The organism is Jannaschia seohaensis (genome assembly GCF_900116765.1).
GTDB classification, from domain to species: Bacteria; Pseudomonadota; Alphaproteobacteria; order Rhodobacterales; family Rhodobacteraceae; genus Jannaschia; species Jannaschia seohaensis.
The window spans coordinates 276,063-298,903 of sequence record NZ_UETC01000005.1; the positions used below are offsets into that span (position 1 = coordinate 276,063).

20 protein-coding genes are annotated in these 22,841 nt (G+C 69.5%); 7 read left to right on the forward strand and 13 right to left on the reverse strand.

The genetic code is table 11. From position 1 onward, the window contains the following. The first annotated feature begins 27 nt into the window (after positions 1–27). Together folE2 and chrA are read left to right on the forward strand one after the other, a co-directional pair. The gene (folE2, locus tag DTQ71_RS13290; RefSeq protein WP_109564767.1) at positions 28–1,065 is read left to right on the forward strand and encodes a GTP cyclohydrolase FolE2; all 1,038 of its coding nucleotides are present in this window, start codon (positions 28–30) and stop codon (positions 1,063–1,065) included. A gap of 138 nt (positions 1,066–1,203) precedes the next feature. Further along, positions 1,204–2,412: a chromate efflux transporter gene (gene chrA, locus DTQ71_RS13295; RefSeq protein WP_109564832.1), complete on the forward strand. Its 1,209-nt coding sequence runs from the start codon at positions 1,204–1,206 to the stop codon at positions 2,410–2,412. A 90-nt stretch (positions 2,413–2,502) separates the two neighbouring features. On the opposite strand, the gene glmM is transcribed toward chrA, so the two are convergent. The 7 genes from glmM to DTQ71_RS13330 form a co-directional block, all read right to left on the reverse strand. Further along, positions 2,503–3,855, reverse strand: coding sequence for a phosphoglucosamine mutase (gene glmM, locus DTQ71_RS13300; protein WP_109564768.1), 1,353 nt, complete (start codon positions 3,853–3,855; stop codon positions 2,503–2,505). Next, positions 3,852–4,832, reverse strand: coding sequence for a dihydropteroate synthase (folP, locus tag DTQ71_RS13305; protein ID WP_109564769.1), 981 nt, complete (start codon positions 4,830–4,832; stop codon positions 3,852–3,854). The genes glmM and folP overlap by 4 nt, the downstream gene beginning before the upstream one ends. Next, positions 4,829–5,749 (reverse strand): dihydroneopterin aldolase, encoded by a 921-nt coding sequence (locus tag DTQ71_RS13310; RefSeq protein ID WP_109564770.1) that lies wholly within the window; start codon positions 5,747–5,749, stop codon positions 4,829–4,831. The genes folP and DTQ71_RS13310 overlap by 4 nt, the downstream gene beginning before the upstream one ends. Before the next feature lie 94 nt (positions 5,750–5,843). Further along, positions 5,844–6,524, reverse strand: a complete 681-nt coding sequence (locus DTQ71_RS13315) for a cell wall hydrolase (RefSeq protein ID WP_109564771.1) — start codon at positions 6,522–6,524, stop codon at positions 5,844–5,846. Positions 6,525–6,713: 189 nt separating this feature from the next. Continuing rightward, positions 6,714–9,245, reverse strand: coding sequence for a putative PEP-binding protein (locus DTQ71_RS13320; RefSeq protein ID WP_109564772.1), 2,532 nt, complete (start codon positions 9,243–9,245; stop codon positions 6,714–6,716). A gap of 182 nt (positions 9,246–9,427) precedes the next feature. After that, positions 9,428–11,491, reverse strand: coding sequence for a glycine--tRNA ligase subunit beta (glyS, locus tag DTQ71_RS13325; protein ID WP_109564773.1), 2,064 nt, complete (start codon positions 11,489–11,491; stop codon positions 9,428–9,430). After that, positions 11,492–12,016, reverse strand: a complete 525-nt coding sequence (locus DTQ71_RS13330; RefSeq protein WP_109564774.1) for a DUF6446 family protein — start codon at positions 12,014–12,016, stop codon at positions 11,492–11,494. A gap of 119 nt (positions 12,017–12,135) precedes the next feature. Here DTQ71_RS13330 and DTQ71_RS13335 point away from each other — a divergent pair, with 119 nt between their 5' ends. Beyond that, positions 12,136–12,816, forward strand: coding sequence for a nitroreductase family protein (locus DTQ71_RS13335; RefSeq protein ID WP_109564775.1), 681 nt, complete (start codon positions 12,136–12,138; stop codon positions 12,814–12,816). A gap of 110 nt (positions 12,817–12,926) precedes the next feature. On the opposite strand, the gene DTQ71_RS13340 is transcribed toward DTQ71_RS13335, so the two are convergent. After that, a complete protein-coding gene (locus DTQ71_RS13340) occupies positions 12,927–13,643 on the reverse strand; it encodes an FkbM family methyltransferase (RefSeq protein WP_146204858.1) in 717 nt (238 codons plus the stop codon). Then, positions 13,640–14,572: a glycine--tRNA ligase subunit alpha gene (locus DTQ71_RS13345; protein WP_109564777.1), complete on the reverse strand. Its 933-nt coding sequence runs from the start codon at positions 14,570–14,572 to the stop codon at positions 13,640–13,642. The genes DTQ71_RS13340 and DTQ71_RS13345 overlap by 4 nt, the downstream gene beginning before the upstream one ends. A gap of 153 nt (positions 14,573–14,725) precedes the next feature. On the opposite strand from DTQ71_RS13345, the gene DTQ71_RS13350 reads away from it, so the two are divergent. Then, positions 14,726–16,426, forward strand: a complete 1,701-nt coding sequence (locus DTQ71_RS13350; protein ID WP_109564778.1) for a serine protease — start codon at positions 14,726–14,728, stop codon at positions 16,424–16,426. Between the two features lie 107 nt (positions 16,427–16,533). Here DTQ71_RS13350 and DTQ71_RS13355 read toward each other — a convergent pair whose 3' ends face one another. From DTQ71_RS13355 to DTQ71_RS13365, 3 genes are read right to left on the reverse strand one after another with little or no spacing between them, the layout of a single operon-like run. After that, the gene (locus DTQ71_RS13355) at positions 16,534–17,103 is read right to left on the reverse strand and encodes a retropepsin-like aspartic protease family protein (RefSeq protein ID WP_245947505.1); all 570 of its coding nucleotides are present in this window, start codon (positions 17,101–17,103) and stop codon (positions 16,534–16,536) included. 46 nt (positions 17,104–17,149) lie between these two features. Next, a complete protein-coding gene (locus tag DTQ71_RS13360) occupies positions 17,150–17,758 on the reverse strand; it encodes a MarC family protein (RefSeq protein WP_109564780.1) in 609 nt (202 codons plus the stop codon). Next, entirely contained in the window at positions 17,755–19,608 is a 1,854-nt protein-coding gene (locus tag DTQ71_RS13365; RefSeq protein ID WP_109564781.1) for an ABC-F family ATP-binding cassette domain-containing protein, read from the reverse strand. Before DTQ71_RS13365 ends, DTQ71_RS13360 begins: the two co-directional genes overlap by 4 nt. Positions 19,609–19,878: 270 nt before the next feature. On the opposite strand from DTQ71_RS13365, the gene ndk reads away from it, so the two are divergent. Together ndk and DTQ71_RS13375 are read left to right on the forward strand one after the other, a co-directional pair. Next, positions 19,879–20,301: a nucleoside-diphosphate kinase gene (gene ndk / locus DTQ71_RS13370; RefSeq protein WP_109564782.1), complete on the forward strand. Its 423-nt coding sequence runs from the start codon at positions 19,879–19,881 to the stop codon at positions 20,299–20,301. 128 nt (positions 20,302–20,429) lie between these two features. After that, positions 20,430–21,485: an AI-2E family transporter gene (locus DTQ71_RS13375; RefSeq protein WP_109564783.1), complete on the forward strand. Its 1,056-nt coding sequence runs from the start codon at positions 20,430–20,432 to the stop codon at positions 21,483–21,485. A 69-nt stretch (positions 21,486–21,554) separates the two neighbouring features. Here the strand turns inward: DTQ71_RS13375 and DTQ71_RS13380 are convergent, their stop codons facing one another. Further along, positions 21,555–22,124: a carboxymuconolactone decarboxylase family protein gene (locus DTQ71_RS13380; protein ID WP_109564784.1), complete on the reverse strand. Its 570-nt coding sequence runs from the start codon at positions 22,122–22,124 to the stop codon at positions 21,555–21,557. A 92-nt stretch (positions 22,125–22,216) separates the two neighbouring features. Here DTQ71_RS13380 and DTQ71_RS13385 point away from each other — a divergent pair, with 92 nt between their 5' ends. After that, the gene (locus DTQ71_RS13385; RefSeq protein ID WP_109564785.1) at positions 22,217–22,789 is read left to right on the forward strand and encodes a TetR/AcrR family transcriptional regulator; all 573 of its coding nucleotides are present in this window, start codon (positions 22,217–22,219) and stop codon (positions 22,787–22,789) included. Positions 22,790–22,841 lie beyond the last annotated feature (52 nt).

The window sequence follows — 22,841 nt, forward strand, 5'->3', positions numbered from 1 at the left end:
CCACGCGCGAACCGAAGGGAGGGACGCATGAACGTCCACACACCGGATATTGACCGCGAGCCGACAGAAGCGGAGGCGCAAGCCGCGCTCGACCTGCTCAGAAGGTACGCAGATGCAGGCGGGACGAAGGTCGATCTCTATCCGGACCTGTCCTCAGACTATCCGATCATCCAGACGGGCGAGGCCTACCGCGCCACGCTGCCCGACCTGCAAAACGGCCCCGCCAGCCTGATCCGCGGGTCGAACCGCCGGATCCAGCATGTCGGCATCTCGAACTTCCGCCTGCCGATGCGGATCGCCACCCGGGGCGGTGCGCATCTGGCCGAGGTGTCGGTGACGGGCACCGTCTCCCTGGAGGCGGGGAAGAAGGGCATCAACATGTCCCGCATCATGCGCAGCTTCTACAGCCATGCCGAAACCCTGACGGATTTCGACGTGGTGGAGGCCGCGCTGGACGATTACCTGACGGATCTGGACAGCTTCGATGCGCGCCTGCTGCTGCGCTTTTCCCTGCCGCTGGAGGTCCGATCGCTGCGCTCCGGCCTGACCGGCTGGCAGTATTACGATGTTGCCATGGAGGTCGTGCAGAGCGGAGGGGCCCGCCGTCGCATCCTGCATCTCGACTACGTGTATTCGTCTACCTGCCCCTGCTCGCTGGAACTGTCGGAACATGCCCGCCGCACCCGCGGCCAGCTGGCGACACCGCATTCCCAGCGCTCCGTCGCGCGGCTCTCGGTCGAGGTGACCGGTGACGCCACCATCGAGGACATCATCGACACCTGCCGCGCGCAGGTGCCGACCGAGACGCAGGTCATGGTCAAGCGCGAGGACGAACAGGCCTTCGCCGAACTCAACGCCGCCAACCCGATCTTCGTCGAGGACGCGGCGCGGCTCTTCTCCGAGGGGCTCACGGCGCTGCCGGGCACCGGCGACCACCGTGTCGTCGCCTCCCACCAGGAGAGCCTGCACAGCCATGACGCCGTCTCCGTCCTGACCGCGGGCGCGCTGTTCGAGGCCGAGACGCTCGAACCCCGGCTCTTTGGCACGCTGGTTCATCCGGGCTGAGACTGCCGTTCGCGTGACGGTTCCATGACGCCGGGCGGCAGGCGCTTGACCGTGCCGCCGCCCGCATGATCCAAGCAATGCGTTCCCAGCCAGAGGGCGCCCCCCGTGACCCAAAGCGACAGGCCCTCGACCGCGGAGATGCTCCGCTGCTTCGGCAAGATCGGCCTTCTCAGCTTCGGTGGCCCCGCCGCGCAGATCGGGCTGATGCATTCCGAACTGGTCGAGCGCCGCCAATGGCTGGACGAGGATGGCTTTCTCCGCGGTCTCGGCTTCTGCACCCTGCTGCCGGGACCCGAGGCGATGCAACTCGCCACCTATGCCGGCTGGCGCCTGCGCGGCACGGCGGGGGGGCTGCTCGCCGGTCTGCTCTTCGTGCTGCCGGGGGCGGTGGTGATGATGGCGCTCGCCGCCCTCTACCTGTCCTTCGGCCGCCTCCCCCTGGTCGAAGCCGCGTTCCTTGGCGTCAAGGCGGCGGCGCTCGCCATCGTGGCAGGGGCGCTCTGGAAATTGCGGGAAAAGGCGCTGAAGGGCCGCTTGCCGCTTACCGTCGCCACGCTCGCCTTCCTGGCGCTTTACGTGCTGGACGTGCCGTTCTGGGCCGTGTTGGGCGCCGCGCTGCTGCTGGGTCTTGCCGGTCCGACCGCTCCCGCCGTCGCGCCCCGGACATCCGTCACCGGCACGGGCCGGACCGTCGTCACCTGGCTCGCGATCTGGTGGGCCCCGCTGCTGCTGCTGATCGCCATCGCCCCGGGCTCCGTCCCCGCCGAGGCTGGGCTGTTCTTCAGCTGGCTCGCAATGGTCAGTTTCGGAGGCGCCTATGCCGTGCTGGCCGCGCTGGCGCAGAACGCGGTGGAGGTGCAGGGCTGGCTCACGCCCGATCAGATGATCGACGGCTTGGGCCTCGCCGAGACGACGCCCGGCCCCCTGATCCTGGTGACGGTCTTCACCGGCTGGCTCGGCGGCGCGCAGGTGGGGCTGGCGCTCCTGACCGCGCTCGTGACCCTCTGGGCGACCTTCGCCCCCTGTTTTCTGTGGATTTTCGCCGGCGCCCCCCACCTGGAAAGTCTGACCGCCATGCCCCGCCTGCGCGGCGCGCTCGACCTCGTGTCGGCGGCCGTGGCGGGGGTTATAGCCAACCTGTCGCTCTGGTTCGCGATCCACGTCCTGTTCCGCGAGGTCTCTGACGCCGGCATCGGGCCCCCGATCCCCGCCTGGAGCAGCCTCGACCCGATCGCCGCCGCCCTGGCCGCCTTCGCCTTCCTTTGGCTTCTCGGCCTCAAGCGCGGCCTGTTGGAGACCCTGGCCCTCTCCGCCGCCCTCGGTCTGGCCGCCGCACTGGTCCTCTAGCGCTACCCCTCCTTCTTCCCTGTAGAAATATCCCGGGGGGGCGAAAGCGGGGGGCAGAGCCCCCCTCCACCGAGGTCGGCCGCGCCGCCGTCAGGCCACGTCGCGCACCGCGCCTGCCACGGTGTCGACCACGCGGCGGAGCAGGGCTTCGTCCTCGCATTCCGCCATCACGCGGATCAGCGGCTCGGTGCCTGACTTCCGGATCAGCAATCGCCCGCACCCGCGCAGCGCGGCCTCCGCCTCGGCGATGACCGCCCGGACTTCGGCGGTCTCCAGCGGCGCCGCGCCGCTGGCGAAGCGCACGTTCTCCAGCAGTTGCGGCACCGGCTCGAAGCTCTGCATCAACTCGGCTGCCGGGCGGCCCGTCTGCACCATCTCTGCGAGGAATTGCAGCCCCGCGATCAGGCCGTCGCCGGTCGTGGCGTGATCGGTCATCACGATATGGCCCGATTGCTCGCCGCCCAGATTGTAGCCGCCGCGCCGCATCGCTTCGACGACATGGCGGTCGCCGACCTTGGTGCGGTGCAAGCCGATGCCCAGGCCGCCGAGATAGCGTTCCAGCCCGAGATTCGACATCACCGTCGCGACCAGGGCAGAGCCGCGCAGCCGGTCCTCCGCGGCCCAGCGGGTCGCGAAAAGCGCCATGAGCTGGTCGCCATCGGCGACCCGGCCCTGGGCGTCCAGCACCATGACCCGGTCCGCGTCGCCGTCGAGCGCGATCCCGACATCGGCGCCGAGTGCCACGACCGCCTCGGCCGCCGCCTCCGTATGGGTCGAGCCGCAGGCGTCGTTGATGTTGCGCCCATTGGGCGCCACGCCGATCGGCAGCACCGTCGCGCCCAGTTCGGCCAGGACTTCGGGCGCGGCACGATAGGCCGCGCCATTGGCGCAGTCGATGACCACGCGCAGCCCCTCCAGCGACATGCCAGCCGGGATGGAGCGCTTGGCATGCTCCACATAGCGGCCAAGCCCGTCATCGATCCGCTTGGCGCGGCCGATATTCGGAGCCTCGGCCAGGCGCACGCCCTCGGCGACGAGCCGCTCGATCTCGGCCTCTGCCTCGTCGGACAGCTTGAAGCCGTCGGGGCCGAAGAACTTGATCCCGTTATCGTCGGCCGGGTTGTGACTGGCCGAGATCATCACGCCCAGATCGGCCCGCATCGACCGGGCGAGCATCCCCACGGCGGGGGTCGGCACCGGGCCGAGCAGCAGGACGTTCATCCCGGTGGAGGTGAGCCCCGCCGTCAGCGCGTTCTCCAACATGTAGCCCGATTGCCGGGTGTCCTTGCCGATGACGACCCGATGCGCCACGCCGCCGCCGCCGGGCTCCCGCCGGAAGTAGCGGCCCGCCGCCGCCCCAAGGCGCAGTGCCATCTCGGCGGTCATGTTGCCCTCGTTGGCGCGGCCGCGCACGCCGTCGGTTCCGAACAGGCCCATCGTCACTCCTCCGTCACGGCGCGCCACAGCGCCAAGCCCTGCGCCACCGGGGCGACGTCATGCACGCGGTGGATCTGGACGCCTTGTGCCACGGCGGCCAGCGTGACGGCCAGGGTGCCCGATGCGCGGTCCTCCGCCTGGGGCGCGCCGCCGATGTCACCGATGAAACGTTTGCGCGAGGCGCCCAGCAGGACGGGCAGGCCGAGGTCGTGGAACACCCCGATCCGGCGCAGGAGCGCAAGGTTATGCGCCCGCGTCTTGCCGAAGCCGATGCCCGGGTCCACGACCAGCCGCGCGCGCGGGATCCCGGCGGCCTCGGCCGCGGCGATGCGGGCGGCCAGTGCGTCCATCACGTCATGGATCACATCGTCATAGCGCGGGTCGTCCTGCATCGTCTCCGGGGTCGCGACGCTGTGCATCAGGATCATCGGCGCGCCCGTTTCCGCCACCGTGGAGAACATCGCCGGATCGTACGCGCCCGCCGCGACATCGTTCACGATGTCGCCCCCCGCCGCGAGCGCCGCGCGGGCCACCGCGGCCTTGCGGGTGTCGATGGAGAGGCGACGGTCGCGCAGGGCCTCGACCACGGGGAGGATGCGCGCCGTTTCCTCGGAGGCGGGCACGGCCTGCGCCCCGGGCCGCGTGCTCTCGCCGCCGATATCGAGGATGTCGGCGGCGGCCAGGGCCTCCGCGCGGGCCAGGGCATCCGCGGGATCGAGATGGCGGCCGCCATCGGAAAAACTGTCGGGCGTGATGTTGAGGATGCCCATGATCCGCGGACGGTCGAGGGTCAGGCCCGCGAGCGGCGGGCGCGGGGCGGTCAGGCGGGCGAGGTCCGGCGCGGGGATCTCGGACCAGGGCAAAACCTGCGGCGCGCGCCCCCGCTCAAGCAGCTCGACCCGGTCGAAGCGCAGCCAGCCACCGGCGAGGCGCGGCGCCTCTGCGGCGGCCTCCGGCGAGGGCAGGGGGCGCAGGCGGATCATAGCGCCTCGGGCGTGGCGACCGCCCGCTCATGCGCGCGGCCGGGGCCCGCGCCCACCAGCACCAGTTCCACCGCGTCGAACGCCTCCGCCAGCCAGCGCGTCAGCGCCAACGGATCGGCCCCGCCCGGCCCCTCGGTCGCATCCAGGATCATACGCGAGGGCGCCCAGACCGAGAGGTTGCCTTGGCGCAGCGCCCAGTCGAGCTCGGTCCGGCTGTCGATGACGACGCAGCGCGCGTCCCGCGCCGCAAGTTGCCAGGCCGCTTGTTCCAAGGCCAGCAAATCGATGCGGCGCTGGGCCAGTGGCGCGCCAGCGCGGGGCGGACTGAAATCGGGCGTGACGCAGAGGATCGCCGGGGCGTCGGCCGCGGTCAGCCGGTCGATCATTGCCGGCAGGCCGGGGGCCTCGGCCATGCCGGGCCCGAGCAGCACGACGCGCGGGCGCGGCGCCGCGCCCTCGAGCGCGGCTGTCTGCGGCGCGTCCGTGCGGGAGCGGACGATCTCGATCCCCAGCACATGCGGGCCCCGGTCCAGCTTGTCGATGCGCACGAAGACGCGCGCGGCATGGGGTTGCCACAGGATCCGGGTGGCGATGCGTTCTGCAAGCGTTTCGAGCAGGTTGACCCGCTCGGCCTCCAGTTCCGCCGAGATCGCGTCGATCAGCGTGTCGTAACTCAGGATGCCGTCGACATCGTCATCTGCGACGGCTTCTGCATCGAGCGTAACCTCGCAGACGATGTCGAAGCGGATGCGCTGGGTGACGCCGCGCTCCTGCTGGAAGGCGCCGATCTCCACCTCGCGGATATGCTCGCGCAAGGCGATGCGGTCGCGCGGGGTCGCGGCAGGATCGGCTTCGGCCCGCGTCAGCGGGTCGGCGAAAGCCACGTCCAACGCGGCGCGGTCCGATTGCGTCGTCATATGGGCGGCTCCCCTGATGAACAGGCGCCCCAAAGCACGGACGGGCGGCAGGGGAAAGTCCCCCACCGCCCTTCCGATGCCGATCTGCGACGCGTCAGGCGCCGGGGATGTAGCGATAGAAGAGGTGACGGCCGACGCGCGCCGTCTGCGGATAGACGGCGGCCCAATGGGGCTCGACATAGTCGGCGTGGTAATGGGTCGCGTCGTCGGTCAGCAGGCGGTCATGCCCATCGATCAGAAGGCGTGCGATCTTTCCCGCCCGCTCCCAGGCGCGGGGTTCGTCCACGACCTCGGGCTGGCCGTCGCAGGTATAGCTGAACTGGCAGGCATGCAGCCGGCCGGTGCCCTGATTGACGACGCCGCAAATGGTGCTCGGATAGCGCGGGCTGTCGACGCGGTTCAGGATGACCTCGGCCACGGCGACCTGGCCTTCGACCGACTCGCCCCGCGCTTCGAAATAGATCGCTTCCGTCAGGCAGGTCCACTGCGCCCCGCCAGAGGCCGACGGCATCGCCGCCAGCTTGGCGGCGTCGATCTCATCGTCCTGGCGCGGAGCCCTGCCCCCCAGCAGGGGCGCCGCGCCGCGATCGCCAAAGAGGCTGCGCTTGGACTCGGACAAATCGGCCAGCGGAGCGGTCCGGTTCGAGAGCGCGCCGACGGCCACGGCCCCAGGCGCCGCGAGGCTGGCCAGCGTGGCCTGAGCCTTACTGGCGGTGGGGATGGAAAAAGAGATGAGGAGCGCAGCGGACACCGCACCGATGGCAGACTTGAACATATCGTGATCCGTCCCAACCGTTCCCGTACACGGCCTAGACGATCGGTCTTAGAGAACCATTACGATCGCCCCGGCCCGGGCGGTCGTCTGGCGTGGCATGGCCCGATCTTCAACCGCTAGGGCCGCGCCCGGCTCGGCGCTTCGTGCGAATTTGCGCCGATCTTTGCCCATCAACGTGGCGAATCGGCACTATTTCGCCGTTCTAGTGGCCAAAATGGTACATTGTGCCGCGGCGAGCTTGGCGACTGGCACCCGGAACGGGGAACAACTGACATAGTCGAACCCCGCGAGTCGGCAGAAATTGATCGCCTCCGGGGTGCCTCCATGCTCTCCGCACAGCGCCAGCGTCACATCGGGCCGCGCCTGCCGCCCCCGCGCGGCGCCCAGCAGCAACAGTTCGCCCACGCCGTCGATGTCCAGCGTCTGGAACGGGTCCTCGGGGTAGACCCCCTCGTTGACATAGGTCGACATGAACCGCCCCGCGTCATCGCGCGACAGGCCGTAGGTCATCTGCGTCAGATCGTTCGTGCCGAAGCTCAGGAAGGCCGAGGTCTCGGCGATCTCACCCGCCCGCAAGGCGGCGCGGGGCGTCTCCACCATCACCCCCAGGCGGAAGTTGAAGCGTGTGCCGGTCTCGGCCTGGACGGCGGCGGCGACGGCGTCGATGCGGCGCTTGACCAACTCCACCTCGCGGCGGGCGGTGACGAGGGGGATCATGATCTCGGGCACGACCTCGGCCCCATCGCGCGACGCGGCGACCGTCGCCTCGAAGATGGCGCGGGCCTGCATCTCGTAGATCTCGGGGACGGCGACGCCCAGGCGCACGCCCCGCATCCCCAGCATGGGATTGTATTCGCGCAGCGCGGCGCCCCGTTGCTTGACCTCCGACAGGGGGCGGTCCAGCGCGGCGGCAAGCGCGCGTTCGCCCTCGCCCTCGGATGGGAGGAATTCGTGCAGGGGCGGGTCGAGCAGGCGGATGCAGACCGGCAGGCCGGCCATCAGCGTGAAGAGTTCGGTGAAATCGTCGCGCTGCATCGGCAAGAGGCGCTCCAGCGCGGCGGCGCGGTCCGTCGAACTCTCGGCGAAGATCATCTCGCGCATCACGGTCAGGCGGGCCGGGTCGAAGAACATATGCTCGGTCCGGCACAGGCCGATGCCGTCCACGCCGAAGGTGCGGGCCAGCGTCGCGTCGGCCACCGTGTCGGCATTGGCCCGCACGCCGATGTCGCGCACATCGTCGGACCAGGCCATGAAGTCGCCGAAGGCGCCATCTAGCGCGGGCTCCAGCGTCGGAACCTCGCCGGCCATCACCTCGCCCGAGGAGCCGTCGATCGTAATCATATCCCCCTCGGATAGCACCCGGCCATCCGGCAGGCGCATCTCGCGCTTGCGCCGCGAGATCGTGAGGCCGGTGGCTCCAGTCACGCAAGGCAGGCCCAGACCGCGCGCGATCACCGCGGCATGGGAGGTGGAGCCTCCGCGCTCCGTCAGTACGCCGGTTGCGGCATGCATGCCGCGCACATCGTCAGGCGTCGTCTCGCGCCGGACCAGGATGCAGGCCTCGTCGCGGGCATCGGAGGCCTGAGCGGCGGCCGAGTCGAAGACGATGCGCCCCGCGGCGGCGCCCGGGCTGGCGGCGACGCCGCGGGCCAGCACCTCGCGCTCCGCCGAGGGGGCGATCTGGCGGTGCAGCAGCCGGCTCAGCGTGGCGGGTGGAACGCGCAGCAGCGCCTCGGAGCGCGGAATGATCCCATCCCGGGCGAGCGAGGCCGCGATGGCGACCGAGGCGCGCGATTCGCGCGGGCAGCGCACCGCGTCGAGCACGTAGAGCCGTCCCTGGTCGATGGTGAACTCGACCTGCATTTCTTCGCGCAGACGGCGGCGGCAGGCGTCGCCGATCTCTATAAGCTCCTGATAGACCTCTGGAAGCAGGTCTTGCAGGGACGGGCCGCGCGGGTCTTCGGTGAGGTAGAGCGCCTTGTCCCGGGCCAGCAGCGCGTCGCGGCCCATCGCCTGTCCCATATAGCGCCCGGTGACCTGCGGCTCGCCCGTGGCCGGGTTGACGAATTGCACGACGCCCGCCCCCGACTGTCCGGCGCCCATCCCCTGCGCCATGCGCTGCACCACAAGCCCCAGCCCCGCCTCGGCGGGCGCCCCCTGCGCCTGGCGCAGCAGGCGGGCGGAGGTGCCGTCCCAGGCGCGGGCCATGGCGCGGAGCACGGCGCCGAGTTGATCCGCGATGGCCTGCGGGAAGGGCTCGTCCATCTCGTCTTCATAGGTCGCGCGGGCGGCGGCCGGCGTTGTGATCTCGGCGAAGGGCTCTTCGTCGAGGCGCATCACCTCGATGGCGAAGCTCTTGATGAATCGCAGGTAGAGCGCGTCGGCGGCCTGATGGCCGAGGGTGTTCGACAGCCAGGCATGGGCGGTGTCGTTCATCCCAATATTGAGCACGGCCCCCGGCCCGCCCCAATCCGACATCTCCGAGGAGGACCGCACCGACAGCAAAAGCGGCTGTCCGTCGAAGAGCGAGATCAGCGTATGGAGATCGGGCATGTCGCCGCGCGCGACCTCGCGCACGGTCTCGAAAGGCAGCGCGACGGTCTGCGGGACCGGCAAGTCCATCCGGATCAGCCGTTGCAGACATTTGGCACGAGAGCCGTGGCGCGACGCCCGGATATCCGCAGTCGACGTGATTTCGGTGAACCGGGGTGTGTCGAGCATGGTGGGCGACTCCTTCGCGGGCGAAGCGTAGCACAGTGCTGCGCTGCGGCAACGGTGTCACGTCGACGTTACATGCCCCCAAATTGTATTCCAAATGGTGAATGTCCAGCCCGCTGCGTCGAGACGGCGGGCTGTGGCAGGGATGCATGGAGGGCGCGGCGCGGAGCTCCGCCGGTCGCGCCTCAGGATCCGATGCGGCTCAGATCGGCGATCTTGGCGCAGATCTGCACGATTTCCGACAGTAGATTGAGGCGGTTGCGGCGAAGAATGTCGGAGTCCGCATTGACCTGCACGGCCTCGAAGAACGCGTCGATCGGGGCCCGCAGCGCGGCCAGCGCCTCCATGGCGGCCGGGTAGTTTTCCGCTTGCATCGCGGCGTCGATTCCAGGGCGCGCGGCGGCCAGCGCCTCGAAGAGCGCGCGCTCTTCGTCGGTCTCGGCCAGTTTGGGGTCGGCGCCGAAGCTGTATTCGACCCCGTCCTTCTCCTCGGCCTGGTCGAGAATGTTCTTCGCCCGGCGGTAGCCCTGGATCAGGTTTTCCCCGTGATCCGTGCCGAGGAAGGCGTTCAGCGCCCCGGCCCGTGCGGTCAGATCCGCCAGGTCGTCCGTCCGGTCGCCGGTGAGACAGGCGTCGATCACGTCGTGACGGATGCCCTCGTCGCGGAGATGGACCTTGAGACGGTCGTGGAAGAAGGAGAGGAGGTCGGTGGCATCCGCACTGGCATTGCCCTGACCGATGATGGGGATCAGTCGCAGAGCGAGCGCGTTCTTTTCAACCAAGCGGATCACGCCCAGGGCGGCGCGCCGCAGCGCATAGGGATCCTTCGACCCGGTTGGCTTCTCGTCGATGGCCCAGAAGCCGGCGAGCGTGTCCAGCTTCTCGGCCAGAGCGACGGCGACGGAGACCGGCGCGGTGGGGACCTCGTCGCTCGGGCCCTTCGGGGCCCAGTGCTCCTCGGCGGCGGCGGAGACCTCGGGCGGCTCGCCCGCGGCTTCGGCGTATTTGCGACCCATATAGCCCTGAAGCTCGGGGAACTCGTAGACCATCTCGGAGCTGAGATCGGCCTTGGCCAGCCGCGCGGCGCGCTCCGCCATGTCGGGATCGGCGCCGACCAAGGGCGCGATCTCGCGGGCGAGGGCGGCGATGCGTTCGATGCGCTCGCGTTGACTGCCCAGCTTCGCATGGAACGTGACGTTCGACAGTGCGTCGAGCCAGGGCGCGGCCCAGTCGCCGCCCGCCGTTGCGATCCGCAAATCGTTCTCCCAGAAGAACTTGGCGTCGGCGAGCCTGGCCGAGAGCACGCGGCTGTTGCCGTCGAGGATCGTCGCGCCGTGGTCGGGCGTCTCGCGGTTTGCGACGGTCACGAAATGGGTGATGCGGCCATCCTTGGCGCGGCCCGAGAAGAATTTCTGATGCTCCTTCATCGAGCTGCGCAGCACTTCGGGCGGCAGGTCCAGGAAGTCCTCGCCGATGCGGCCCATCAAGACCACCGGCCATTCGACCAGCCCCGCGACCTCGGCCAGGAGGCCCTCGTCCTGGACGATCTCCAACCCGGCGGCGAAGGCCTGATTGCCCATGTCCTGGCGGATATGCTCGGCGCGTTCCTCGGAGGACAGGACCACGAAAGCGCGCTTCAGCTTGGCTTCGTAATCGTCGAAGGAGGTCACGCGGAAGGGCTCCGGCGCCATGAAACGGTGGCCCTCGGTCACGTCGGAGGCCTGGATGCCGTCGATGTCGAGCCGCACCACCTGCGCCCCTTCCTCGTCGGTCAGGATACAGAGGATGCGGCGCAGCGGGCGGACCCAGCGTAGGCTGCCCGCGCCCCAACGCATCGATTTGGGCCAGGGGAAGTCGCGTATCGTCGCTTCCAGCACCTCGGCCACGATCTGCGCGGCGGGGCGGCCGGGGGTGGTGATCTTGGCCACCAGGAACGTGCCCTTCTTCGACTCCTCCTCGGTCAGGTCCTCGCGGGCGAGGCCGGTGGAGCGGAGAAAGCCCTCGATCGCCTTCTCGGGCGCGTCCACCCGGGGGCCGCGGCGTGTCTCGCTGGTGGTCGGGCTCTCGGCCGTCAGGCCCTGGACCGACAGCGCCAGACGGCGCGGCGTGCAGTGGGCGACGGCGCCCGCATAGGTCAAGCCGGCCTCGACGAGGCCATCGGTCATCCGCTGCTTTAGGTCGGCGGCGGCGCGGCGCTGCATGCGGGCGGGGATCTCTTCGGAGAAGAGCTCGATCAGGAGGTCGGGCATCTAGAGGCTGCCTTCGATGAGCGGTTGGAAGGTGTCACGGTCGGGACAGGCCTCGCCGACGACCGTGCCGTCATAGGCCTTTTCGCCGCAATCGTTGAGCTGGTGCCAGGCCCAGCCGCGATCCGCGGTCAGCGCGACGATCCGGTCGACGCCGTAAGCCACGTTCTCATAGGCCACCGCCGCGCGCGCCTCGCCGGAGGCCAGCAGTGCGGCCACGGCTTCGGCGTCGAAGCAGTCGAACCAGGGCGGCGCGATGGTGGGGGCCGCGGTCTCGGGCACGTCGAAGCGGAGCGCGTCGAGGTCCAGGTCATGGGTGAAGCAGGCGCGAAAGCCCAGCGGCGAGGAGGTGGAGGCCACCGCCTGCACGTCCCGCGCAGGCAGGACCGTCAGATCGCCGCCCGCGGACAGGGTCAGCGTCACCGGCCCCTCCACCGGCGCGTAGAAGGCGCGGGTATTGGTGTACCAGATGCCGGCGCCGGCGAGGACGGCCGAAACGAGCAGCAGAATGGCGACGAGTTTGCCCATAGGGCCTCCGGGGCGAGGAACGGGGGCGGGCTACACCAGGGGTCCGGGCGGGGCAAGCGAGGCTGGCGCCCTGGCGGGGCGCGGCGTAGGCTCGGGACCGCGATATCGGGAGGAGCGGGATGGCGCGGCGGCAAGGCATGGATGTCCTGGAGCGGAGCGAGACGGTCACGGATGCGGAGATGCTCGCCCGGGCCGAGGCCGTGCGCGACCGGCTGCGGACGCGGCGGACCGTGCGGGATTACGCCCCGACGCCCGTGCCGCGCGCGGTGATCGAGGCCTGTGTGGCCGCAGCGGGGACGGCCCCCTCCGGCGCCAACCAGCAGCCCTGGCATTTCGAGGCGATCTCGGACCCCGTGCTGAAGGCCCGCATCCGGGAGGCGGCCGAGGAAGAGGAGAAGCGCTTTTACGGCGGCGGCGCCTCGCAGGAATGGCTGGACGCGCTGGGGCCGCTCGGGACCGACTGGCGCAAGCCGCATCTGACGGATGCGGCCTGGCTGATCGTCGTCTTCGCCCAGCGCTACGGCATCGGACCGGACGGGGCGCGGGTGAAGCATTACTACGTGCCCGAAAGCGTGGGGATCGCGTCGGGTATGCTGATCGCCGCGCTGCACGAAGCGGGACTGGCAACGCTGACCCACACGCCGAACCCCATGGGCTTCCTCCGCGAGTTGCTGGAGCGGCCGGAGAACGAGAAGGCGGTGATGATCGTCGCCTGCGGCCATGCCGCGCCGGAGGCGGAGGTGCCCAAGGCGGCGAAGGTGAAGAAGACGCTCGGTGAGATCCTGGTGGTGCGGGAGTAGGGGGGCGAGGGACTGCCGTCCCTCGCGCTCCCTGCTTCAAGGGGGCCGTGGGCCCCCTTGAAAATCCCCCCAGAGTATTTTCGGCCAGAAGAAGCAGGCGCGGCCGCGCTTCAGTGCCAGAACAGGTTGACGTAAGGGCGGTCGATGGACTCGGCCCAGGCTTGGAGCGCTTGCAGGCGGGGCAGAAGGCGCGGGTAGTCGTGGCGCTCATGGGTCTCGACGAAGAGAGCGTCGATGCGCGCCAGGACGGGGTGGGCACGCAGAGCGTCCAGCAGATCCCACTCGGCGCCCTCGATGTCGATCTTCACCAGGGCGATGTCGCGATCGAGCCCGGCGAGGAAGGTCGGGAAGTCGATCACCTCGACCTCGACGCCGCCGGTCCCGCCGAGATCGTGGACGAGGCTGGCGGATTGGCTGTATTTGCCGGGGTTCTTCGCCAGATGCGGCGAGCGGTTCAGGGTGAGAATTGCGGCCTGCGCGCCCGCGGCCGCTTGATGCGCATGGACGTTGGGCAGGTCGGCGATATTGGCGGCGAGCGTCGCGAACGTCTCCGGGTCGGGCTCGTAGGCGTGGACGGTGGCGCCGGTGGCGGCGAGGCGGCGCGTGACCGCGCCGACATTGGCGCCCAGATCCACCGCCACGTCGCCGGGCCCCATCGTCGCCAGCACCGCGTCGAAGGCGCCAGCGTGGCGGCGGCGCCACCGCTTGCGCAGCTTGCGGTCGAAGAAATGGCCCAGCGCGCCGGGCGCGCCCCGGCCCGCGTCCAGCAAGGTCTCCAGTGCCCCCTCGGGCCGCTGGGGCGGCATGGAGGGCAGGGGGCGCGTCACGCGGCGCTGTCCTCGGACCAGCCGCCCGCCCGTGTCGTCAGGAAGGCATCGGCGCACATCTTGGCGAGCGCGCGGACGCGGCCGATATAGCTCTGCCGTTCGGTGACCGAGATGACGCCGCGCGCGTCGAGCAGGTTGAAGATGTGGCTGGCCTTGATGCACTGGTCATAGGCCGGATGGACCATGACGATGCGCTTGCCGGTCTTCGGGTCCAGCGCCTCTTGGGCGAGGATCTCGGCGCAATGGGCCTCGGCTTCCTCGAAGTGACGCAGCAGGACGGCGGTGTCTGCGGTGTCGAAGTTCCAGCGCGCGTATTCCTCCTCGGTCTGGCGGAACACGTCGCCATAGGTCAGGGGCTGCGGCGCGTCGGGCGCGTTGAAGGGCATGTCCATCACGTGATCGACGCCCAGCACATACATCGCCAGCCGCTCCAGCCCGTAGGTCAGCTCGCCCGAGACCGGGTGGCAATCATGGCCGCCGACCTGCTGGAAATAGGTGAACTGGCTCACCTCCATCCCGTCGCACCAGACCTCCCAGCCGAGGCCCCATGCGCCCAGCGTGGGGCTTTCCCAATCGTCCTCGACGAAGCGGATGTCATGCATCCCGGCATCGATGCCGATCGCCTCCAGCGAGCCGAGATAGAGCTCCTGCAGGTCGGGCGGCGACGGTTTGATGAGTACCTGGAACTGGTAGTAGTGCTGCAAGCGGTTCGGGTTCTCGCCGTAGCGCCCATCGGTCGGGCGGCGCGAGGGCTGGACATAGGCCGCCGCCCAGGCGTTGGGGCCCAGGGCGCGCAGGGTCGTGGCCGGGTGGAAGGTGCCCGCGCCGACCTCCATGTCATAGGGTTGCAGCACAGCACAGCCCTTGGCGGCCCAGTAGGTCTGGAGCCGCAGGATGATCTCCTGGAAGGAGCGGGGGGCGTCTTGCATCGGGGCCTCCGGATCGGTCGGCACCGCGTCTAGGGGGCAACACCTGAGGGGTCAACGGGGCGCAGCGCCCGGCGCCGAAAGAGCCGGGGGTTTCCCCGGCCTGCCTGTTGGGGAATCAATGTTGCCAATTGGTTTTCTCGGAGATTTCCCCGGATGCGCGTCCTGTTTGCCCTTTGCCTCGCCCTCACGCTGCTCTCCGTGCCCGGAGCGCGCGCGCAGGATCGGGAGTTCTTCGTTCAGATCGAAGCGCATCCCGCGACCGATGTGGCCGAGCGCCGGGCCCGGGCCTATAGCGACCTGCTGCCCGACGTGAACGGCTTTCGGTTGGGCGGGGGGTGGCATGCCCTGACGCTCGGCCCCTATCCCGAGAGCGAGGCGCGCGCGATCCTGCGGCGGCTGCTGGGCGAAGGCCTGATCCCGCGGGACAGCTATCTGAGCGACGGGGGGACCTATGGGGAGCGGTTCTGGCCCCAAGGTCCGGTCGCGCCGCGCTTGCCGGTGCCTCCGGTCGCGGTCGCGCCCAGCGAGATCCCGGAGGAGACGATTGGCGAGGCGCGGCGGTCCGAGAGCCTCTTGAGCGGAGAAGAGCGGCGTGACCTGCAACGGGCGCTGGCTTGGTTCGATTACTACTCCGCCGGGATCGACGGCAGCTTCGGGCGCGGCACACGCGGGTCGATGCTGGCCTGGCAGCGCGATGCGGGAGTGGAGCCGACGGGCGTGCTGACCACGCGGCAGCGCGCCCGCCTGCTGGCGGAATGGCGCGCGTCGCAGACCGCGCTGGGCTTGGGGCCGATCGAGAGCGCGGAGGCCGGCATTGCGCTGACCGGGCCGATGGGCCTGGTCAGCTTCGACCGGGTCGAGGCGCCTTTCGTCCACTACGTACCGAAGGACGACAGCGGCGTGCGCCTGTCGCTGATTTCGCAGCCCGGGGACCGGGCGACGCTGGCGGGTCTCTATGAGATCCTGCAGACGCTCGACGTGGTGCCGCCCGAGGGCGAGCGGACCAAGCTCCGCGACGGGTTCTCCATCCGTGGTGAGGCGCCAGGGCGGACCACGCAGGTTTCGGCGCGGCTCGAGGACGGGCACATCTTCGGCTACCTGCTGTCCTGGCCCCCGGCGCAGGACATGGCCGCGCGGCGCGCCTTGGCCGAGATGGAGAGCACGTTGCGCCGGATCGGGCCGCCTCTCAACCCGGACGAGGGTTTCGACCCGGCGGAGCAGAGCCTCGACATGGTCTCGGGCCTGGAGGTGCGGCGGCCGCTGCGCTCCGGCTCGGGGTTCTTCGTCGACGGGGCAGGGCGCGTGGCGACGGCGCAGGCCAATGTCGCGGGCTGCGGTCGGCTGACACTGGACCGGCTGCACGAGGCGCGGGTGGTCCATAGCGAGGCGGGGATCGCCGTGCTGGCCCCCGAGGGCGCGCTCGCCCCGCTGGAGGTGGCGCGGCTGGCGCCCCTGCCGGGGCGGTTGCGCTCGGCCGTGTCCGTGGGCGGCTATCCCTATGGCGGCGTGCTGGGGGCGGCGACGCTCAGCTTCGGGACGCTGGAGGATGTGCGCGGGCTCGACGGCTCTGACGCGGTGCTGCGCCTGTCGATGGAGACGCGGGACGGGGATGTGGGCGGGCCGGTCCTGGACATGTCCGGCCGCGTGACCGGCCTGCTGCTGCCCGCGCCGGTGAGCGATGCGACCGTGCTGCCTGCCGATGTCTCCTTTGCCGCCAAGGCCAGCGAGCTGGCCCGCGTGCTCGACGGCGCGGGCGTGACGCCACGCATCGAGGAGGCGGGCGGCATCCTCCCGCCGGAGGATCTGACGACGCGCGCGACCGGCATCACCGTGTTGGTGAACTGCTGGGAGTGAGCAGCGTAGGGTGGGCATCACCATGCCCACAACGGCGGTGGGCATGGTGATGCCCACCCTACCGGATCGCCCGTGGACGGAAGAGCAGGCCTGGCGCGGCCCGCGCCTCAGCGGATCAGGCGCAACTGGTCGTTCTCGATTTCGATGCGTCCGAACTCCGATAGGTAGGACATGCCCAGCAGGCTCTGCCGCATCTCTCCCCCATTGACGACGGCGCGCACGTTGCGGTCTGTGATCTGGCCCAGCGTGACCTCGTCCAGGCGGATCGAGGCGGTGCTCACCGAGCCGTTCGCAGTCATCGCCTCGCCCGCGAAAACCAGGTCGTCCATGTCCATGCCGATCCGCTCCGCGTCCTGGCGGGTCAGGACCAGGTCGGTGGCGCCGGTGTCCACGATGAACTCGATCTCCACGCCGTTGACGCCCAGCATGACATGATAATGCCCGTCCCGCCCGCGTGGCACGTCGACGACGATGCCATCGGGGCCACTCATCACCGATTGGCGCGGCACGGCGATGTCCTTGACGTCCTCCCAGACGCCATAGGCCAGCACCGCGCCGAGGAAGATGAAAAACCAGATCGCCGCTTGTTGCAGCGTCTTGCCCATCCGCGCGCGCGTCGAGGTAAAGAGGGTGAGCGCGATCACCGATCCAAAAAGGACCAGGTAGATGAGGCGCATCGTCGAGTCGGCATCCATAGTCTGGAGATAGGGCCCCGCCGGGGCATTACCAACCGGTCACGTCCGACAGCCCATCCAGAACGAATTGCACCGACAGCGCGGCCAGCAGCATGCCCAGCAGGCGCGTGGTCACGTTGATGCCGGTGGGACCGAGCAGCCGCTCCATCGGGGCGGCCAACAGGAAGAGCGTCAGGACCACGGCCAGCACCGCGAGCATCACGCCGATGGCCTGCGCCGTGCCGAGGGGGGCGGCCCCGTCGGTCAGTAGGATCATGGTGGCGATGGCCCCGGGGCCGGCCGTCAGCGGCAGGGCCAGCGGGAAGACCGAGGGGTCGGGGGGATGCGTCTCGGCCTGGCCCTCGCGCCGCTGGGTCCGCTTTTCGAACAGCATCTCCAGCGCGGTCAGGAACAGCAGCAGCCCGCCCGCGATGCGGAAGGCGGGCATGGAGATGCCGAGGAAGTTCAATAGCCCCTCGCCCAGCAGGGCGAAGACGATCAGGATCGCGGCGGCCAGCGCGGTGGCGCGGAAGGCGATGGCCCGGCGCTGGCGCGCGGTCATGCCCGCCGTCAGGGCGACGAAGATGGGGGCCAGCCCGATCGGGTCGATCACCACGAAGAGCGCGGCGAAGGCGGTGGCGGCTTCAGCGGTGGTCATGCCTCGGCTTTCTCCAAAGCCTCGGCGGCGGCCATCCACAGCCCCTCGGCCCGGTCGGCCGCCTCCATCACCTCGGCGTATTTCTTGTTCCAAGTCTCCAGTTCGCCCACGCGGCTTTCCTCATAGAGCCCGGGATCGGCGAGTTTCTTCGCCAGCTTGTCGCGCATCTCGTCGATCTTGGACATGCGGGCCTCGGCCTTCCGAACCTCGGCGCGGAGTTCCAGGATGCGGTCGCGGCTGACGGGAGGTTTGGCGGGCTTCTTCTCCGCCTTCGCCTTGGCCGGCTTCTCGTCGCCCTGAAGCAGCATCTTGCGGTAGCTCTCCAGATCGCCGTCATAGGGCTCGACCGTCCCGTCCTTCACCAGCCACAGCCGGTCGGCCACGAGGCTGAGCAGGTGCATGTCGTGGCTGACTAGCACGACGGCACCGTCATATTCCGTCAGCGCGGTGACCAGCGCCTCCCGGCTCTCGATGTCGAGGTGGTTGGTCGGCTCGTCGAGGATCAGCAGATGCGGCGCGTCGAGCGTGGCCAGCAGCAGCGACAGCCGTGCCTTCTGCCCGCCCGAGAGCGCGCCCACCAGCGTGTCGGCCTGATCCGCGCCCAGGCCGAAGGCGGCGAGGCGGGCGCGCAGCTTGGGCGGCGCCTCGTCCGGGCGCTCGCGCCGGATATGGTCGAGCGGCGTTTCGTCGATATGCAGGTCGTCGACCTGATGCTGTGCGAAATAGCCGATCTTGAGCTTGGAGGAGGCGACGCGCGTCCCCTCCATCACTTGAAGTCTGTTCGCCAACAGTTTGGACAGGGTGGATTTTCCCTCACCGTTGCGGCCCAGCAACGCGATGCGGTCGTCTTGGTCCAGCCGCAGGTTCATGCGCGAGAGCACGGGTCTTTCGCCATAGCCGGTCGACGCGCCCTCCAGCCGGACGATGGGGGGGCTGAGCTGCGTGGGCTTCGGGAAGGTGAAGACGACGCGGGCCGCGTCCTCGGGCGGCGTGATCGTCTCCATCCGCTCCAGCATCTTGACGCGGGACTGGGCCTGCTTGGCCTTGCTGGCCTTAGCCTTGAAGCGGTCCACGAAGGCCTGCAGATGTGCGCGTTGCGCCTGTTGTTTGGCGGCGGCGGCGGCTTGGCCCGCGCGGCGCTCGGCCCGCATCTTGACGAACTGGTCGTAGGGGCCCGTGTAGTAGGTCAGCGCCTTGTCCTCCAGGTGGAGGATGCCGCCAACCGAGCGATTGAGCAGCGCGCGGTCGTGGCTGATGATCAGCACGGTATGCGGGTAGCGGACGAGGTAGCTTTCCAGCCACAGCGCGCCTTCCAGGTCGAGATAGTTCGTCGGCTCGTCGAGCAGCAGCAGATCGGGCTGGGCGAACAGGACGCCGGCCAGCGCGATGCGCATCCGCCAGCCGCCGGAATAGGCGGAGCAGGGACGGGATTGCTCGTGAACTTCGAATCCCAACCCCTTGAGAATGCTGGAGGCGCGGGCCTCGCCGGACCAAGCGTCGATGTCCTGGAGCCGCGCCTGCACCTCGGCGATGCGTGTCGGGTCGGTCGCGGTCTCGGCCTCGGCCATCAGCGCTGCGCGCTCTTCGTCGGCGGCCAGCACGGTGTCGAGCACGGAGACCTCGGAGGACGGCACCTCCTGCGCGACGCCGCCGATGCGGGCGCGGGCGGGCAGGGTGATCTCGCCCCCGTCCAGCGGGATCTCGCCGCGGATCAGCTTGAACAGCGTCGTCTTGCCGGTGCCGTTGCGCCCGACCAGCCCGACCTTGTGGCCTTCGGGAATCGTGGCGCTGGCGCCGACCAAAAGAGGCCGGCCCGCGACGGAATGGGAGATGTCCTCGATCTGAAGCATACGCGCCCCATGCGCCGCGTCGGGCCGCGCGTCAACACCGGCAGGCATCCAGACGCGAGCGGTGAGGCGTCCCGGACTTGACCCGGGACCTCGTCCGACGACGTGGTATTCCCTCTGCCACGATGGCGCCCGGCCCCGGTGGAGGTCCCGGGGCAAGCCCGGGACGCGAACGGCCCATGTCCAGCGTGCGGGCGCCGCGCGTCGACACCCGGTTCCCTTCGCTCCCGCCCCCTGTTACAGGCCCCGCGAATTCAACCGACGGAGCCCCTCATGGCCGTGCAACGCACCTTCTCGATCATCAAGCCCGACGCCACCAAGCGCAACCTGACCGGCGCGATCACCGCCAAGCTGGAAGAAGCCGGCCTGCGCGTCGTCGCCTCCAAGCGCATCCGCCTCACGCTGGAGCAGGCGCAGACCTTCTACGCGGTCCACAAGGATCGTCCCTTCTTCGGCGAGCTGACCGAGTACATGACCTCCGAGCCGATCGTCGTGCAGGTTCTGGAGGGCGAGGACGCCATCGCGAAGAACCGCGAAGTGATGGGCGCCACGAACCCCGCCGAAGCGGCCGAGGGCACCATCCGCAAAGAGTTCGCGCTGTCCATCGGCGAGAACTCGGTCCACGGTTCGGACGGGCCGGACACCGCCAAAGAGGAGATCGCCTACTTCTTCTCCGGCCTCGAAATCGTCGGCTGACAATCCGAACGTGCGAATAAGGGGCGCCCCCCGGCGGGGCGCCCCTTTTTGTTGCCGGTGCGCGCGGGGCCGCCCGCACTGGCGGGCGGAGGCTGGTTTCGCTTCGGGGGCTGGGCTAAGCCCCGATCATGTACTCTGCGCCCCGTCTTTCGATCCTGGCCACCCTCGAAGCCGTCCTGCTGACCATCGCGATCGGTTGGCTGCTCTGGGTCGGTCAGGCGATCCTTCTGCCGATCATCGCGGCGCTCATCACGCTCTATATCCTGTCGGCCGCGGCCGGGGGCTTGGCCCGCGTGCCGGGCCTGGGTTGGACGCCGGGCTGGCTGCGCCGGGTGATCGTGCTGCTGCTGTTCTTGGCCGGCACCGTGGCGCTGTCGGCGATGGTCACCTCGAACGTCAATCAGGCGGTGCTGTCGCTGCCGCTCTATGCGGAGAATATCGAAGCGCTCGTGGCCCGCACCGCCGGTCAACTGGGCTTCGCCGAAGAGCCCGCCTGGGAGGCGCTGCGCGCCTGGGTGGCCGAGCGCGTCAATGTCGGTCAGTTCGCGGGCTCGCTTCTGGGGACGTTGTCGTCGCTGGGCGGGCAGGTGGTTCTGGTCGTGCTCTACGCCGCCTTCCTCTTTGTGGAGCGCACCGCCTTCGAACGGAAGCTGACGCTCGCCTTCGGCGATTCCGAGCGCCGCGACCGGGCGCGGGCCTTCCTGGCGGCCGCCAATGACCGGATCGGCAACTATCTCGTCGTCAAGACGGTGGTGAATATCCTGCTCGGGGCGATTTCCCTGGTGATGATGCTGGCGCTCGGGATCGATTTCGCGGTCTTCTGGGCTGTGCTGATCGGGTTGCTGAATTACATCCCCTATATCGGCTCCCTGGTCGGCGTCGCCTTCCCGGTGCTGCTGGCTCTGGCGCAGTTCGGCTCGCTCGGCATCGCCGTCGTCACCTTGGTGCTGCTGACCATCGCGCAGCAGATCATCGGCAGCTGGGTCGAGCCGCGGATGATGAGCCGGGCCTTCAACCTCTCGACCTTCGTCGTGCTGCTGTCGCTGAGCTTCTGGGCGTCGATCTGGGGGCTGGCGGGGGCGATCCTGGCGGTCCCGATGACCTCGATCCTGGTCATCATCCTGGCGGAGATCGAGACGACCCGCCCGGTCGCCGTCATGCTCTCGGCCGACGGGCAGGTTTGAGCGGGGGGCGGGCTGAACCCCGCCCTACGATGTGGCCCCGTAGGGCGGGCATTTGCCCGCCGCCCCTAGTCAAGCGACGAGAGGTGTCGATGCGCGCTCCCAGGCGAAGGGCTTGGCGAAGTCGTCCAGCGGCGTCTGGGCCAAGTGGTTGACGTAGTTCGACATCGTCTTCTGCGCGAGGCCCAGGATCACGTCCAATACGGCGCGGTGGCCATAGCCCGCCTCGAAGAAGGCGGCGAGCTGCTCGGGGCGGATCTCGCCGCGTTGGCGCAGGACTTGCAGGGTAAAGCTCCGGAGGGCCTCCAGCTTCGCGGAAGGCAGGGGCGTCTCGTCCCGCAGCGCTGCCGTGATCGCGTCATCGACCTTCATCATCTTGGCGATGCCGGTATGGGCGGGGACGCAGTAGTGGCAGGCATGCTCGACATTGATCGTCTGCCAGACGACCGTCAGTTCCTCGGCGTCGAAGGCCGTCTCCTGAAACAGGCGGTGCAGGACCTGATAGCCCTCCAGGTGTTGCGGGCTCTCGGCCATCACTTTGTGCAGGCCGGGCAGGCGGCCGAAGGCTTTCTGCGAGGCTTCCAGCAGCGGCCTGGAGGCTTCGGGCGCGGTCGTGAGATCGTGGGAGGGGAAGTCGGTCATGGGATGTCCTTTCTTGGCTGGTTCCGACCTGTCCTTGATTGAGCGATCGTTCAAGAATAAATCCTGAGCGTCCATTCAAGAACGTGTGAGCCATGCCGCGCCCGCCCAGTTTCGACCGAGAGGAGATCATCGCCCGTGCCCGTGACCTGTTCTGGCGCCAGGGCTGGGCGGGCACGTCGATGAAGGATCTGGAGCGGGAGCTTGGGCTGAAGCCCGGCAGCTTCTACGCCGCCTTCGGCTCGAAGGACGCGCTCTTTGCCCTGACGCTGGAGCGCTATGCCGAGGCGGGTGAGGCGGCGCTCGCGGCCCATGCGGCGGCGCTGTCGCCGCTGGAGGCGCTCAAGGCCCATCTGCGCAGCTTCGCCCGTCCCGACCGCCCGGCGCGGGCCTGCATGCTGGTCAAGACGCTGCTGGAGGGGGCGGGGCGCGAGGCGGCGCTGGCCGCCAAGGCGGATGCTCTGCTGGACCGGATGGAAGCCCGGTTCGCGACCCTCTTCGCCGAGGCCCAGGCGGCGGGCGAGATCGCGGCCCATCACGACCCGGCTCGTCTGGCGCGCCGCTACCAAGCCGATATCACCGGCCTGCGCGCCAGCGCGGAGCGCTCGCGCGTGGATGCCGCCGAACTGGCCGAGGAGATGGCCGCGGATCTCGACGCGCTGCGGTGACGGCGGCGCCCCTGTCGGACGGGCGACCGGGGATGTGGACAGGGCGACGCGA

Coding starts and splice junctions, on each gene's coding strand:
- DTQ71_RS13315 (WP_109564771.1), bottom strand. CDS start 6,524: ATGTTCAAGTCTGCCATCGGTGCGGTGTCCGCTGCGCTCCTCATCTCT.
- chrA (WP_109564832.1), top strand. CDS start 1,204: ATGCTCCGCTGCTTCGGCAAGATCGGCCTTCTCAGCTTCGGTGGCCCC.
- DTQ71_RS13360 (WP_109564780.1), bottom strand. CDS start 17,758: ATGACCACCGCTGAAGCCGCCACCGCCTTCGCCGCGCTCTTCGTGGTG.
- glyS (WP_109564773.1), bottom strand. CDS start 11,491: ATGCCCGACCTCCTGATCGAGCTCTTCTCCGAAGAGATCCCCGCCCGC.
- DTQ71_RS13350 (WP_109564778.1), top strand. CDS start 14,726: ATGCGCGTCCTGTTTGCCCTTTGCCTCGCCCTCACGCTGCTCTCCGTG.
- DTQ71_RS13330 (WP_109564774.1), bottom strand. CDS start 12,016: ATGGGCAAACTCGTCGCCATTCTGCTGCTCGTTTCGGCCGTCCTCGCC.
- DTQ71_RS13375 (WP_109564783.1), top strand. CDS start 20,430: ATGTACTCTGCGCCCCGTCTTTCGATCCTGGCCACCCTCGAAGCCGTC.
- DTQ71_RS13365 (WP_109564781.1), bottom strand. CDS start 19,608: ATGCTTCAGATCGAGGACATCTCCCATTCCGTCGCGGGCCGGCCTCTT.
- folE2 (WP_109564767.1), top strand. CDS start 28: ATGAACGTCCACACACCGGATATTGACCGCGAGCCGACAGAAGCGGAG.
- DTQ71_RS13385 (WP_109564785.1), top strand. CDS start 22,217: ATGCCGCGCCCGCCCAGTTTCGACCGAGAGGAGATCATCGCCCGTGCC.
- ndk (WP_109564782.1), top strand. CDS start 19,879: ATGGCCGTGCAACGCACCTTCTCGATCATCAAGCCCGACGCCACCAAG.
- DTQ71_RS13355 (WP_245947505.1), bottom strand. CDS start 17,103: ATGCGCCTCATCTACCTGGTCCTTTTTGGATCGGTGATCGCGCTCACC.
- DTQ71_RS13310 (WP_109564770.1), bottom strand. CDS start 5,749: ATGACGACGCAATCGGACCGCGCCGCGTTGGACGTGGCTTTCGCCGAC.
- DTQ71_RS13345 (WP_109564777.1), bottom strand. CDS start 14,572: ATGCAAGACGCCCCCCGCTCCTTCCAGGAGATCATCCTGCGGCTCCAG.
- DTQ71_RS13335 (WP_109564775.1), top strand. CDS start 12,136: ATGGCGCGGCGGCAAGGCATGGATGTCCTGGAGCGGAGCGAGACGGTC.
- DTQ71_RS13320 (WP_109564772.1), bottom strand. CDS start 9,245: ATGCTCGACACACCCCGGTTCACCGAAATCACGTCGACTGCGGATATC.
- DTQ71_RS13380 (WP_109564784.1), bottom strand. CDS start 22,124: ATGACCGACTTCCCCTCCCACGATCTCACGACCGCGCCCGAAGCCTCC.
- folP (WP_109564769.1), bottom strand. CDS start 4,832: ATGATCCGCCTGCGCCCCCTGCCCTCGCCGGAGGCCGCCGCAGAGGCG.